A 14,586-nucleotide genomic window follows, 5' to 3' on the forward strand; every position below is an offset into this window, starting at 1 on the left:
AAATGAAGAAAACAGTAAGAAAAGCAATAATACCAGCAGCAGGACTTGGAACAAGATTTTTACCCGCTACAAAATCACAACCAAAGGAAATGCTACCAATAGTAGATAAACCAACTTTACAATATATAATAGAAGAAGCTATTGAATCTGGTATAGAAGAAATACTAATAGTTACAGGAAGAAGTAAGAAAAGTATAGAAGATCATTTTGATAGAAGTGTTGAACTTGAGCTTGAACTTGAGCAAAAAGGTAAGAAGGAAATGCTTAAGATGGTTCAAGATATATCAAATATGGTAAATATACATTATATAAGACAAAAAGAGCCAAAGGGACTTGGACATGCTATACATTGTGCAAAGAGTTTTATAGGAGATGAGCCATTTGCAGTACTTTTAGGTGATGATATAGTTGATGCAGAGGTTCCTTGCTTAAAGCAATTAATAAATACGTATGATGAGTATAAAACTAGTGTACTTGGAGTACAAGAGGTTGCTAAGGAAGATACTAATAAGTATGGAATACTTGATGTTAAGCATATAGAAGACAGAGTATATAAGGTAAAGGATATGGTCGAAAAGCCAAATGTTGAGGATGCTCCTTCTAATATTGCTATTCTTGGAAGATATATAATAACTCCTGAGATATTTAATATTCTTGAAAATCAAGAACCAGGTAAGGGTGGAGAGATACAGTTAACTGATGCTCTTCAAACTTTAGCTACTAAGGAAGCTATATATGCTTATAATTTCGAAGGAAGAAGATATGATGTTGGAGATAAGTTAGGATTCTTAGAAGCGACTGTTGATTTTGCTTTAAAGAGACCAGAACTTAGAGATGATTTTATGGAGTTTTTAAAAATAAAAACTAATTTATTAGAATCTACAAAAGAAGATAAAGAGATATTAAATGAAGTAGCATTTACATCAGAAAAATTATAAAAGGAGAATGAAATATGAGTATATTAATAGTAGGTGGAGCAGGATATATAGGTTCGCATACAGTGAAATACTTCTTAGAAAAAAATGAAGATGTGATAATAGTTGATAACTTACTTACAGGTCATGAAGAAGCTTTATTAACTAATAAATTTTATAAGTGTGATATAAGAGATAAAGAAGCATTAGATAAAGTGTTCAAAGAAAATAATATAGAAGCTGTAATACATTTTGCTGCAAATTCATTAGTAGGTGAAAGTATGATAAAGCCATATGAATACTACCATAACAATGTGTATGGAATGATGTGCTTACTAGATGTTATGAAAGAAAATAATGTTGATAAAATAGTATTCTCATCAACAGCAGCAACTTATGGTGAACCAAAGAATATACCAATCGTTGAAAGTGATGAAACTAACCCAACTAATACGTATGGAGAAACAAAGCTTGCAATGGAAAAAATGATGAAGTGGTTTGATAAAGCTTATAATACAAAGTATGTATCTCTTCGTTATTTTAATGCAGCTGGAGCTTATTTTGATGGAAGCATAGGTGAAGATCATAAGACAGAGACTCATTTAATTCCATTAATACTTCAAGTTCCTCTAGGAAAGAGAAGTCATATAAGTATATTTGGAAATGATTATAATACTGAAGATGGTACATGTATAAGAGATTACATACATGTAATGGACTTAGCAAGCGCTCATTATTTAGCTCTTGAGTATTTAAGAAAAGGAAATGATAGTGATATATTTAACTTAGGGAATGGTAATGGATACTCTGTTAAAGAGGTTATAGACGTTGCTAGAAGAGTAACTGATTTTGATATACCTGCAGTTGAGGAGCCAAGAAGAGCTGGAGACCCAGCTATACTTATTGCATCTAGTGATAAGGCAAAAACTATTCTTGGATGGAAGCCTAAGTTTGACTCTTTAGAAAAAATAATAGTAGATGCCTGGAATTGGCATAGCAAAAATCCAGCAGGATTTACTAAATAAGAATATTATACATGTATTGATATGCTCTCTTTATAGTAGGTAGTTAAAATAATAAAAACTGTTATTATGTAATGAATGTACATTATTTATCAAGGTAGTATAATAAATACCCTTAAAAGTAATATTGTATATGTATAAGATTTATTTACGAGATTTATGTATTAATAATGAATTTTCTAAAGTAAATATAGATCTTACTAAGTATTCTAAGCATAATATAAAATTTAAATAGGGGTTATTATAGCTTAATAATAAGCGTGGAAATACACATAGGGTAGGGGCATTAAGTTTTATATACAAAATATAGTAATACTTAATTAGTAATTGACTAATATTGATAGAAAATGATGCTAGTGGTATAATTTTACAGTATTAAAAAGTATACTATAAAAAGGTGAGTAAATATGAAAAAATTAAAGAAAATACTATTAGCATTATTAGGAATAATTTTAGTAGGGGGAATATCTGTATTTGGAATTGTGTATTTTAATTTAAATAAAATATACGAAAAGGATAATACTACAAAGGTTGATGCAGCAGAAAGAGAAGAAAGTGAAGAAGGAACTATCGTTGAAGGAGTAACAAACATATTATTAGTAGGAACTGATGGTGCAAACATAGAAAAAACTAACAGATCGGACTCTGTAATGTTAGTAACAATAGATACTAATAATAAAGATATAAAAATAAGCTCTATAGCAAGAGATACTTATGTTGATATACCAGGGCATTCAACTGAAAAATTAACTCATGCCTATGCATATGGAGGAATTGATTTATTACGAGAAGTATTTGAAGTAAACTTTGATATAAAAATCGATAAGTACATAGCAGTTAACTTTGTCTCATTTATGGATATAATAGATGAAATCGGTGGGGTCGAAGTTAATGTAGAAGAAAAAGATGTAGCAGAAGTTAATAAATATATTGATGCTTGTTACGACTATTACTATGATAGAAAAGATGAAATAGAAAAAGAATACGTAAAAGAATCAGGAAAACAAAGATTAAATGGGTATCAAGCACTTGCATTCAGTAGAATAAGATACACAGACAGTGCTTATGCAAGAGACAATAGACATAGAGAAGTTGCAGAAAGTGTATACAAAGAATTTTTAAACAGCGAAACTAACGAATATAAAAGAGCAGCAGAAATAATTTTAGAAAATACTAAAACAAATATAAGTCCTATGGAAATGATAAACTTAGGATTTACAGCTCTTAAAATAAATGACACTAACATAGACCAATTCCAATTCCCACTTGCAGAGTACAGAAATGGTCATATTGTAAGTAAGCAAAAAGGTTGGGTTATAGAATGGGAAAAAGAACCTAACTTAAAAGCTTGGCATGAGTTTATATACGGTAAAAGTGAAGAATAGATTATATATACATAGACATATAAGGTAGGCTAAGGCCTATTTATAATCTAGCTTCGCTGATTATAGTAAAAAAGAATTAAACAAAAAGTGGCATAAGTGAAAAAATCTATTAGTTATTTGCAATGTTTTTCAATTGCTTGACTAATAGATTTTTCACTATGACACTTGTTTTTCGACTTTTACTTATTAAAAGTAAGCAAAGCCTTAGATAATTCATTTATACTATCAGACAAGCATTGAAGTTTTCCTTCTATCCTTACTAAAAGATATATAGATAAGGCTATAGGAAATCCAACATTACTTATGACAGATAAAAATTCACCATCCATAATTTAGTCCTTATGCCTGAAGGTTATATTCAGTAGTTTCAGTTTGAACTACTTTAGCTTTAACAGCTTCTTTTAAATCAACCTCACCAGGACAGAATATATTCTTTTCAAGTATTAAGTTCATAGCCTCAATAACATCATCCTCACTTAAATTTGACCTAGGATCATCAATTGTAAAGTTAACATTTTTATCTCCCTCAGATTTAAAAGTCATTATTAATTTTAAAGTACTATCCATAATAAATTACCTCCCAAATTTTATTTTTTATTTTTATTTATTCAGATATTGATGTATAGTCTATTTTTACAATGTTATATAAGTCATGTTTTTGAAGTCCACCAAAAGCATTTGCAACTGCTAGCACATCTTCTGGAGAAGCATCTTCTTTTAAGTTAGAGAAAGTTTTACTACCTGTTATCTCCTTTCCATCTGTACCAAGTCCTTTATTAAATTGTAGTTTTAATGATGAAGCACTTTTCATTTCTGTAGCCATAATGTTTACCTCCTTAAATTTTTTATAAGGTTTGTCCCTTATTTAATTAAATAGTACCAGGATAAATTTACATGTAGTTAGAACTAATGTTAGTAATTTATATGAGTAATATAAAAATCCCATTAATTTTTGTGATTAATAAGATCTATTTAATCAATTTTATATATCATAAATTAAATAACTTTGTTATAATATAGGAGTTTATAAGAGTATAGCGGGAGTATCTAATAAATAAAATATTAGTTAATTATATAATAAATGATTATTTGGAGGATAAAATGAATAAAAAAGTCAGAAAAGCCATAATACCAGCTGCAGGATTAGGGACAAGATTCCTTCCAGCTACAAAGTCACAACCAAAAGAAATGTTACCAATAGTAGATAAGCCTACTTTACAATATATAATAGAAGAGGCTATAGAATCTGGAATAGAAGAGATTTTAATAGTTACAGGAAGAAGTAAAAAAAGTATAGAAGATCACTTTGATAGATCAGTAGAATTAGAACTTGAACTTGAACAAAAAGGAAAGACTGAAATGTTAAAAATGGTTCAAGATATATCTAATATGGTTAATATACATTATATAAGACAAAAAGAGCCAAAGGGATTAGGACATGCTATACATTGTGCTAAAAGTTTTATAGGTGATGAGCCATTTGCAGTACTTTTAGGTGATGACATAGTAGATGCAGAAGTTCCTTGTTTAAAACAATTAATAGATACTTATGATGAATACAAAACAACAGTTTTAGGTGTTCAAGAAGTAGAAAGAGAAAACACTAACAAATATGGAATACTAGATGTTAAGCATATAGAAAATAGAGTATATAAAGTAAAAGACATGGTGGAAAAACCAAATATAGAAGATGCACCATCTAATATAGCTATACTTGGAAGGTATATAATAACTCCTGAAATATTTAATATACTTGAAAATCAGGAGCCAGGTAAAGGTGGAGAAATACAACTTACAGATGCTCTTCAAACTTTAGCGACTAAAGAAGCTATATATGCATATAACTTTGAAGGTAGAAGATATGATGTTGGAGATAAATTAGGGTTCTTAGAAGCAACTGTTGATTTTGCTCTTAAGAGACCAGAACTTAGAGATGATTTTATAGAGTTTTTAAAAACTAAGGCAACTAGCAAGTAGAAAGGTTATAAAATTATGGAATACATGAAACAGTATGAAGAATGGTTAAGTAATCAATACTTCGATGAGGATACTAAGCAAGAACTTAGAAATATTATAAATGATAAAAAAGAAATAGAAGATAGATTTTATAAAAATTTAGAATTTGGAACAGCGGGATTAAGAGGTGTTATAGCTGCTGGTACGAATAGAATAAATATATATACAGTAAGAAGAGCAACTTTTGGATTAGCAAATTATATATTAAAAAATACTAGTAAAGAAGATGCTAATAGAGGTGTGGTTATAGCACATGATAATAGACATATGTCTAGAGAGTTTTGTATAGAAACAGCAAACACATTAGCTGCATGTGGCATAAAAGCGTATATATTCGATAGCTTGAGAACTACGCCAGAATTATCATTTGCAGTTAGAAGTTTAAACTGTATAGCAGGTGTAGTAATAACTGCCAGTCACAATCCTCCAGAGTACAATGGATATAAAGTATACTGGGAAGATGGAGCTCAAGTTATGCCTCATATAGCTGATGCAATAACTAATGAAATAAATAGCATAGAAGATTATAGTTTAATACCAACTATAAATGAAGAAAATAAATCTCTAATAGTAATGTTGGATGAAATACAAGATACTAATTTTATAGAAGCTGTAAAGTCTCAAGTTATAAGACAAGATGTAATAACTAATGTAGGGAAAGAATTTAAAATAGTATATACTCCTTTATGTGGAACTGGAAATGTTCCAATAAGAAGAGCATTAAAAGAGGTTGGATTTGAAAACATAATTGTAGTTGAAGAAGAAGAACAACCTGATTCAAATTTTGCAGGTATAGAATATCCTAATCCAGAGGAAGCTAAAGCTTTAAATAGAGGAATTCAATTAGCTAAAGAAAATGAGTCAGATTTGGTTATAGCCACAGATCCAGACTGCGATAGAGTAGGTATAGCTGTTAGAACTTCTTTAGGAGAATATGAGCTGCTTACAGGAAATCAAATAGGTGGAATGTTAACTAACTATATAATAGAAGGTCTAAAGGAAACCAATAAACTTAAAGATGATTCTGTATTAATAAAAACTATAGTTACTTCAGAGTTTGGAGCTGATATAGCTAGAGAAAATGATATAGAAGTTATGAATGTACTTACAGGATTTAAGTTTATAGGTGAAAAAATAAAATCATTTGAAGAAACAAATAAAAATTCATATTTATTTGGATACGAGGAGAGCTATGGTTATTTAGTAGGAACTCATGCTAGAGATAAAGATGGGGTTGTAGCTGCAATTTTAATTTCTGAGATGGCAGCATATTATTATTCTAAAGGTATGAGTTTATATGAAGGTTTACAAGAGTTATATAAAAAATATGGATATTTTAAAGAAAAAACTATATCTTTAACATTAAAAGGAATAGATGGTTTAGCTAAAATACAAGAGATTATAAAATACTTTAGAGAAAATGAAATTGATGAAGTAAATAATGTATCTATAATAGAAAAGAAAGATTATAAAGATGGCATAGATGGACTTCCAAAATCTAATGTGCTGAAATATTTCTTAAATGATGGTTCTTGGATAGCAATTAGACCATCTGGAACAGAACCTAAGCTTAAGTTTTATATAGCTGTAAAAGGAAATGATGAAGACGAATCTGATAGCAAGATAAATGGGATTGAAGATTCTATAAATAAAATATTAAATAAAATTGGGATAATTTAGTAAAATAGTAAGAAGGGTTATAAAATAATCCTTTTTACTATTTTTTTTATTTTTTTACTATGTAAAACAAGGTAAGAGTGAAATTAAATACATAGTAAATTAAAAGCTTATCGGGAAATTTATATATAGTACATTATTTAAATTTTTAAATAATATTTTTACAAATTTTAGACATCAGATTTTGAGTGAAAAAAGTGAATAATATCTAAAAATATTGATATTATGTCGAATATGAATTATAATAAAATGTATTAAAATTTTATGATTATTCATAGAATGCATATTATATAGGGCGTGTAATTGAAAATAGGAGGATAATTAATGGTGGAAAAAAAGATTTATGCAGAATGTGTGAAGAATTCTAATTTATACTTTTCAACAATAGAAGATAATATAAACAAGAGCTTTATTTATAATTTTATAAAGAGAACTATAGATATAGTAGGTTCGTTATTAGGTATAGTTATATTATCGCCAATATTTTTAATAGTTGCACTAGCTATAAAAATAGAAGATCCAAAGGGAAGTATAATATTTGGGCATAAGAGAGTTGGATTAAATGGAAAACAATTTAAATGTTGGAAGTTTAGATCTATGGTGCATAATGCTGAAGAAGTATTAAAAACATTAAGTCCAGAGCAAAAGAAAGAATATAGTGAAACGTTTAAACTTAAAAATGATCCTAGAATAACAAAGGTAGGAAACTTTATAAGAAAAACTAGTTTAGATGAATTACCACAGCTTTTTAACATACTTAAAGGTGAAATGAGTATAGTGGGACCTAGACCTATAGTAACAAAGGAATTAGATTTTTACGGAGAATATGCAGGGTATTTTATGAGTATAAAGCCTGGCTTAACTGGATTATGGCAAGTAAGTGGTAGAAGTGATACAACTTATGATGAAAGAGTTGAGTTAGATATGGAATATATAATTAGAAGAAATACCTTATTAGATATATATATAATATTTATGACAGCAATAAAAGTGGTTAAAAGAGAAGGTGCTAGGTAAAAGCATAAAAGAGGTGAAAAGTTTGGAGATAAGTGTAATAATTCCTACAAGAAACGCAGAGATATATATAAAAAATCTATTGGAAAAACTTACAAATCAAAGTAGAAAAGTTAAAGAAATAATAATAATAGATACAGCATCAAGTGATAACACTAGAAGTATATGTGAAAAATATGACATCGTTAAATTCATGCCGATTAATAATGGTGAATTTGACCATGGTGGAACTAGAAATAGAGCAGCAAGAGAAGCTACAGGGGATATATTAGTATTTATGACTCAAGATGCTTATCCAGAAAATGAATTCTTTATAGAAGAATTAACTAAAGATCTAGGTAAAAATGATATTGTTGCAAGTTATGGAAGACAAAAGCCTAGAGAAGATGCAAATGAAATAGAAAAGTTTGCAAGAAAGTTTAATTACGGTGATACTAATATAATAAAATCAAAAGAGGATATAGACAGATTAGGAGTTAAAACATTCTTCTTTACAAATGTTTGTTCAGCCTTTTTAACTAAGGAGTTTTGGGAAGTTGATGGATTTCCAGAAAAAACAATTATGAATGAAGATATGATAATAGCATCAAAATTAATATTCTCAGACAAGAAGGTTTTATATGCAGCCAACGCATCGGTGGTTCACTCTCATAATTATACTTATATGCAACAATTCAAAAGAAATTTTGACGTTGGAGTGGTATTCACTGATAGTAAGGAATACTTCCACGGTATAAAATCGGAGTCAGAAGGTGTTAAGTTTGTAAAATCAGCTATAAAACACTTAATGGCAAATAACAAATATCTTTTAATACCACACTTAATAGTAGATAGTGGATTTAGATTTATAGGATATAAATTAGGTCAAATTTATTATAAAATGCCAATAGGTCTTGTTAAAAAAATGAGTATGCATTCATTTTATTTTGATAATAAATAATGATATTAAATTTTAAAATATAAATAATTTGTTATTAAAATGGATGAGCCTACTAAAGTTCATCCATTTTACTTTATTTAATAAATAAAGTATGTTATAATTTCATAGTCATAATATAGAATAATATGGCTAAAACAGTCTAAACTTAGATATTTCATATAAATAAAATATTATTATATATAAAAAGGTAATAGCTTATAGAATAAAATAAATTAAAGCTATTATAATGGTTAAAATATAATAATGTAATATTTATGTTTATATAAATACAAAAAGGTTAGGAGAATATAAGAATGTCGAAATTAGCTAAAGCAGCAACTTGGTTAATGTTAGCGACTTTATTGACAAAAATATTAGGGTTTGGAAGAGAAATGGCATTATCATATGTATATGGAACTAATGCTATATCAGAAGCATTTGTAGTTGCCTTTTCAATACCAACCATAATTTTTGCAGCAGCAGGGTCAGCTATAGCTACTACATATATACCTATATATTATGAAGTTGAAAATGAGATAGGTAAAAAAGCTACATTAAAATTTACCAATAATATAGTAAATGTAATTGTAATTATATGTACTATATTATCTATATTAGGGATTATTTTTACAGAACCATTAGTTAAACTTTTTGCAATAGGGTTTGATGGAGAAAGATTAAAACTAACAGTACAATATACAAGAATATTAATTATGTCTATTCCATTTATAGGGTTAAGCTTTATAATGAATGGCTACTTACAAGTTCATAATAATTTTACAGTTCCAGGTTTAGGTAGTTTACCTAAAAATATTATTATTATAGTTTCAATATTCTTAAGTGCAAAATATAATTCTGTAATAATAGCTATAGGAACATTATTAGGGATAGCATCTGAGTTTTTATTCCAAGTGCCATTTGCAGCTAAAAATGGATATAAATATAAGCCATTTTTAGATCTTAAAGATGCAAAAATGAAAAAGCTTGTAATATTAATAGCGCCTATATTTGTAGGAATAGCTGTTAATCAAATAAATACAATGGTGGATAAAAGTTTAGCATCTACATTACCATTAGGAAGTGTAGCAGCACTTAACTTTGCTAGTAAGTTAAATTCATTTGTAATTTCTATATTTATAGTGTCTATAACTGCAGTTGTATACCCACTTATTTCAAGACTATCTGTAGAAAACTCAAAAGAAGACTTTGCACAAGTTGTAGTTAGGTCAGTAAATAGCATAACACTATTAGTATTACCTGTATCTGTAGGAGCAATAGTTCTTTCTCAACCTATAGTTAGGCTTTTGTTTGAACGTGGGGAATTTACAGCACAAGATACAAAGATCACAGCAGTAGCCCTATCATTCTATGCTATTGGATTAATTGGAAGTGGACTAAATGATATACTAACTAAAATATTTTATGCTTTAAAAGATACTAAGACACCTATGAAATCAGCTATATTAGCTGTTGTTATAAATATATGTCTAAACTTTGCATTAATAAAATATTTAAAACATGCAGGATTAGCATTTGCAACAAGTGTAGCTAATATATCAATAGTTATAGTACTTTTTATAGCATTAAAAAAGAAGATAAAAGATTTTGGGCAAAGAAAAATAATAATTACATTTATAAAAAGTTTAGTAGCATCTTTAATAATGGGATTTGCTGCATATATGAGTAATAAATATTTAGCTATGCATTTAAGCAGTGATACAATAGGTCAAGTGATTTCTCTAGGTACATCCGTATTAGTAGGAGCTATAGTATATGGAGTTCTCGTTATACTGTTTAAAATAAGTGAAATAACATATATAATTGATATGGTTAAAGCTAAACTTAAATTAAAAAAATAAAAACATATAATAGGAGGGGCAACTTATGAAAGTAGTAATAACTGGAGCTAAAGGACAACTTGGTTTAGAATTAAGCAAGCAATTAGCAAATTATAGTGAGTATGAAATCATCGCTACAGATAGAGATGAATTAAATATATTAGATGCAAATCAAGTATCTGAATTTATAAGTAAAGAAAATCCTTATGCAGTTATAAACTGTGCAGCACATACAGCTGTAGATTTATGTGAAACAGATGTAGAAAATGCATATAAAATAAATGCATTAGGACCTAGAAACTTAGCAATTGCTTGTGAAAAGGTAGGGGCAAAGTTTGTACAAGTGTCAACTGATTATGTATTTGATGGAAGTGGAACTAGACCATATAGAGAAGATGATGCTACATGCCCTAATTCAATATATGGAACAAGTAAATTAATGGGTGAAGAATTTACTAAACAATTCTGCTTAAAATACTTTATAGTTAGAACTGCATGGTTATATGGAGAAGGAAATAACTTCGTAAGAACTATGATAAAATTAGCGGAAACTAACAAAGAACTTAACGTTGTAGATGATCAAGTTGGGAGTCCAACTAGTACAGTAGATTTAGCTAAGGCTATAATAGACTTAATTGGAACTGAATATTATGGAACATATCATGGAACATGTGAAGGACAATGTAGTTGGTATGATTTCGCTAAGAAGATATTTGAAATAAAAAATATAGATATAAAAGTTAATCCAGTTACTAGTGAAGAATTCAAGAGACCTGCACCAAGACCAGCATACTCTGTTTTAGATAACTTTATGTTAAAACTAGTAAACTTAAATACATTTAGAAACTGGGAAGAATCTTTAAAAGAATATTTAGAAAAATAAGACAAAATATTAATTTCATACGAGGAGATAAACAATGAAAGGTATTATATTAGCTGGGGGATCTGGAACAAGATTATACCCAATAACAAAATGTGTATCAAAGCAAGCTTTACCAATATATGATAAGCCAATGATATATTACCCAATGTCAGTGCTTATGTTATCAGGAATAAGAGATATATTAATAATATCTACACCAAGAGATATAAGTATATTCAAAGAATTATTTGGAAATGGTAGTGAATTAGGATTAAATATAGAATATGCTGTACAAGAGCATCCAAATGGACTTGCAGAAGCATTTATAATAGGTGAAGAGTTTATAGGTGATGATAAAGTTGCATTAGTTCTTGGAGATAACATATTCTACGGATATGGATTTACAGAAAGATTAAGAAGAGCTGTAGAAAGAGATGAAGCAACTATATTTGGATACCAAGTAGCAGATCCAAAAGCTTTTGGAGTTGTTGAATTTGATGAAAACTTTAATGTATTATCAATAGAAGAAAAGCCAGAAGTGCCTAAGTCAAATTATGCTGTCCCAGGATTATACTTCTATGATAATGATGTAATAGAAATAGCTAAGAATGTAAAACCTTCTGAAAGAGGAGAGTTAGAAATAACTGCTGTTAATAATGAATATCTAAGAAGAGGGAACTTAAAGGTTGAATTATTTGGAAGAGGAATGGCTTGGCTAGATACAGGAACTCATAGAGGGTTACTAGAAGCATCTAACTATGTTGAAGCTGTTCAAACTAGACAAGGTTTATATATAGCTTGTTTAGAAGAAATAGCATATAGACAAGGTTATATAACAAAAGAACAATTATTAGAACTTGCTAAACCACTTATGAAAACTGAGTATGGACAATATTTAGTAAAAGTATCTGAAGAGGTGAAATAATGGGTAACTTCAATTTTATAGAAACTAAAATAAAAGATTTATATATAATAGAACCTAAAGTATTCGGAGATGAGAGAGGATACTTTATGGAAAGTTATAATAGAGAAGCTTTTGTAGAAGCTGGCCTTGATATGGTATTTGTTCAAGATAATGAATCAAAATCTAGAAAAGGTGTTTTAAGAGGAATGCATTTCCAAACAAAGCACACTCAAGGAAAGCTAGTAAGGGTAACTCAGGGGGCAGTATATGATGTTGCAGTAGATCTAAGAAAAGGATCACCAACTTATGGTCAGTGGGAAGGAATACTTCTTTCTGCTGAAAATAAAAAGCAATTCTATGTTCCAGAAGGTTTTGCTCATGGATTCTTAGTTGTATCTGATGAAGCAGTATTCAACTACAAATGCACAGATTTCTATGCTCCAGAATATGATAGTGGACTTTTATGGAATGACCCAGATGTAGGTATAGAGTGGCCATTAGAAGGTATAGAAGAATTATTATTATCTGAAAAAGATAAAAAACAAAAGACATTAAAAGAATTAGATTTACCGTTTGAATATAAAGGAGAGTAAAGATTATGAAAAAGATATTAGTTACTGGTGGTGCTGGTTTCATAGGTGGAAATTTTGTTCACTATATGGTTAATAAGTACCCAGAATATATGATAGTAAACTTAGATGCTTTAACTTATGCAGGAAATTTAGAAACATTAAAACCTGTAGAAGGAAAGCCTAATTACAAGTTTGTAAAAGGGGATATAGCAGATAGAGAATTCATATTTAATCTATTTGAAGAAGAAAAGTTTGATATAGTTGTTAACTTTGCAGCTGAATCACATGTTGATAGATCTGTGGAAGATCCAGGAATATTCGTTAAAACTAATGTTATAGGAACACAAGTATTATTAGATGCATCTAAAGAATTTGGTGTTGAAAGATATCATCAAGTTTCTACTGATGAAGTTTATGGAGATTTACCACTTGATAGACCAGACTTATTCTTCACAGAAAGTACACCACTTAACCCAAGTTCTCCATACTCAGCATCTAAGGCTAGTTCAGACTTCTTAGTACATGCTTACCAAAGAACATTTGGACTTCCAGCTACAATATCAAGATGTTCTAATAACTATGGACCATATCATTTCCCAGAGAAGTTAATACCTCTTATGATATCAAGAGCTTTAAATGATGAAAGCCTTCCAGTTTACGGGAACGGAGAGAACGTAAGAGACTGGTTACATGTTGAAGATCACTGTTCAGCGATAGATTTAATAATACACAAAGGTAAAGTCGGAGAAGTTTACAACGTAGGTGGACATAATGAAAGAACTAACTTACAAGTTGTAAAAACTATATTAAATGCTTTAGATAAGCCGGAAAGCTTAATATCTTACGTAACAGATAGACCAGGACATGACTTAAGATATGCTATAGATCCAACTAAGTTAGAGCAAGAATTAGGATGGAAACCAAAGTATAACTTTGATACTGGTATAGCTATGACTATTCAATGGTATTTAGATAATAAAGCTTGGTGGGAAAATATACTATCAGGTGAATATGCTGATTATTACGAAAAAATGTATTCAAATAAATAATGAGCCTATTAAAGATGATAAGTATTTTATCATCTTTAATATTTTAAGCGTAAAATTCTAAAATTAAAATTGGAGGGGGTATAGAATGAATTTTAGCGTATCATTAAACCCGTATTATTTATACTCGATAAGTTTATCGTTGATTTTAGTATTGTATAACTTAGGATGGTCTAATTTATATCCAAAGCTTTCAACAGTATCAATGATATTCTTTATAAGTACAATTATTATATCTATAGTATTAGGGTATTTTTATGATAAAAAATTTGTACAAAAAAAGGTTGATAAAAGAAATCCTTTAAATATAGGGATTTTAAGTATTTTAATATTATTAGGTAATGTACTAGAATTTATATATGAAGGAGCAATTCCATTTGTAGAAATTGCTATATTAAAAAATGACTATGTATATAT

General features: G+C 28.8%; 16 protein-coding genes. 13 read left to right on the top strand and 3 right to left on the bottom strand.

Annotated features, from left to right (window positions below):
* Positions 1-2: 2 nt before the first annotated feature.
* The 3 genes from galU (EIH23_RS15505) (at position 3) to EIH23_RS15515 (ending at position 3,321) form a co-directional block, all read left to right on the top strand.
* The gene (gene galU, locus EIH23_RS15505; RefSeq protein ID WP_122641328.1) at positions 3-938 is read left to right on the top strand and encodes a UTP--glucose-1-phosphate uridylyltransferase GalU; all 936 of its coding nucleotides are present in this window, start codon (positions 3-5) and stop codon (positions 936-938) included.
* A gap of 14 nt (positions 939-952) precedes the next feature.
* The gene (gene galE / locus EIH23_RS15510; protein WP_122641329.1) at positions 953-1,939 is read left to right on the top strand and encodes a UDP-glucose 4-epimerase GalE; all 987 of its coding nucleotides are present in this window, start codon (positions 953-955) and stop codon (positions 1,937-1,939) included.
* Positions 1,940-2,343: 404 nt separating this feature from the next.
* Positions 2,344-3,321: an LCP family protein gene (locus EIH23_RS15515; protein ID WP_122641330.1), complete on the top strand. Its 978-nt coding sequence runs from the start codon at positions 2,344-2,346 to the stop codon at positions 3,319-3,321.
* A gap of 179 nt (positions 3,322-3,500) precedes the next feature.
* Here the strand turns inward: EIH23_RS15515 and EIH23_RS15520 are convergent, their stop codons facing one another.
* From EIH23_RS15520 to EIH23_RS15530, 3 genes are read right to left on the bottom strand one after another with little or no spacing between them, the layout of a single operon-like run.
* Entirely contained in the window at positions 3,501-3,650 is a 150-nt protein-coding gene (locus tag EIH23_RS15520) for a YvrJ family protein (RefSeq protein WP_122641331.1), read from the bottom strand.
* Positions 3,651-3,660: 10 nt separating this feature from the next.
* Positions 3,661-3,888: a DUF2922 domain-containing protein gene (locus tag EIH23_RS15525; protein ID WP_122641332.1), complete on the bottom strand. Its 228-nt coding sequence runs from the start codon at positions 3,886-3,888 to the stop codon at positions 3,661-3,663.
* A gap of 37 nt (positions 3,889-3,925) precedes the next feature.
* Complete coding sequence (locus tag EIH23_RS15530; protein WP_122641333.1) at positions 3,926-4,144, bottom strand: DUF1659 domain-containing protein; 219 nt, start codon at positions 4,142-4,144, stop codon at positions 3,926-3,928.
* 278 nt (positions 4,145-4,422) lie between these two features.
* Between EIH23_RS15530 and galU (EIH23_RS15535) the strand changes: the two genes are divergently transcribed.
* From galU (EIH23_RS15535) to EIH23_RS15580, 10 genes are all read left to right on the top strand, one after another.
* Positions 4,423-5,298, top strand: coding sequence for a UTP--glucose-1-phosphate uridylyltransferase GalU (gene galU, locus EIH23_RS15535; protein WP_122641334.1), 876 nt, complete (start codon positions 4,423-4,425; stop codon positions 5,296-5,298).
* 15 nt (positions 5,299-5,313) lie between these two features.
* Positions 5,314-7,017, top strand: coding sequence for a phospho-sugar mutase (locus EIH23_RS15540; protein ID WP_122641335.1), 1,704 nt, complete (start codon positions 5,314-5,316; stop codon positions 7,015-7,017).
* Between the two features lie 321 nt (positions 7,018-7,338).
* Complete coding sequence (locus tag EIH23_RS15545) at positions 7,339-8,031, top strand: sugar transferase (protein ID WP_195252005.1); 693 nt, start codon at positions 7,339-7,341, stop codon at positions 8,029-8,031.
* Positions 8,032-8,053: 22 nt separating this feature from the next.
* Complete coding sequence (locus EIH23_RS15550) at positions 8,054-8,968, top strand: glycosyltransferase family 2 protein (protein ID WP_122641336.1); 915 nt, start codon at positions 8,054-8,056, stop codon at positions 8,966-8,968.
* A gap of 293 nt (positions 8,969-9,261) precedes the next feature.
* On the top strand, positions 9,262-10,806 hold the full coding sequence (murJ, locus tag EIH23_RS15555; protein ID WP_122641337.1) for a murein biosynthesis integral membrane protein MurJ: 1,545 nt from the start codon (positions 9,262-9,264) through the stop codon (positions 10,804-10,806).
* Between the two features lie 25 nt (positions 10,807-10,831).
* On the top strand, positions 10,832-11,668 hold the full coding sequence (rfbD, locus tag EIH23_RS15560) for a dTDP-4-dehydrorhamnose reductase (protein WP_122641338.1): 837 nt from the start codon (positions 10,832-10,834) through the stop codon (positions 11,666-11,668).
* 34 nt (positions 11,669-11,702) lie between these two features.
* Positions 11,703-12,572, top strand: a complete 870-nt coding sequence (gene rfbA / locus EIH23_RS15565; protein WP_122641339.1) for a glucose-1-phosphate thymidylyltransferase RfbA — start codon at positions 11,703-11,705, stop codon at positions 12,570-12,572.
* Positions 12,572-13,144, top strand: coding sequence for a dTDP-4-dehydrorhamnose 3,5-epimerase (rfbC, locus tag EIH23_RS15570; protein WP_122641340.1), 573 nt, complete (start codon positions 12,572-12,574; stop codon positions 13,142-13,144). The genes rfbA and rfbC overlap by 1 nt, the downstream gene beginning before the upstream one ends.
* Positions 13,145-13,149: 5 nt before the next feature.
* Positions 13,150-14,172 (top strand): dTDP-glucose 4,6-dehydratase, encoded by a 1,023-nt coding sequence (rfbB, locus tag EIH23_RS15575; RefSeq protein ID WP_122641341.1) that lies wholly within the window; start codon positions 13,150-13,152, stop codon positions 14,170-14,172.
* A gap of 85 nt (positions 14,173-14,257) precedes the next feature.
* Positions 14,258-14,586, top strand: a 329-nt coding sequence (locus tag EIH23_RS15580; protein ID WP_164489103.1) for a hypothetical protein, incomplete at its 3' end; no start/stop codon positions are given.

The sequence above is a fragment of the Romboutsia sp. Marseille-P6047 genome (assembly GCF_900604535.1).
Lineage (GTDB): Bacteria > Bacillota > Clostridia > Peptostreptococcales > Peptostreptococcaceae > Romboutsia_E.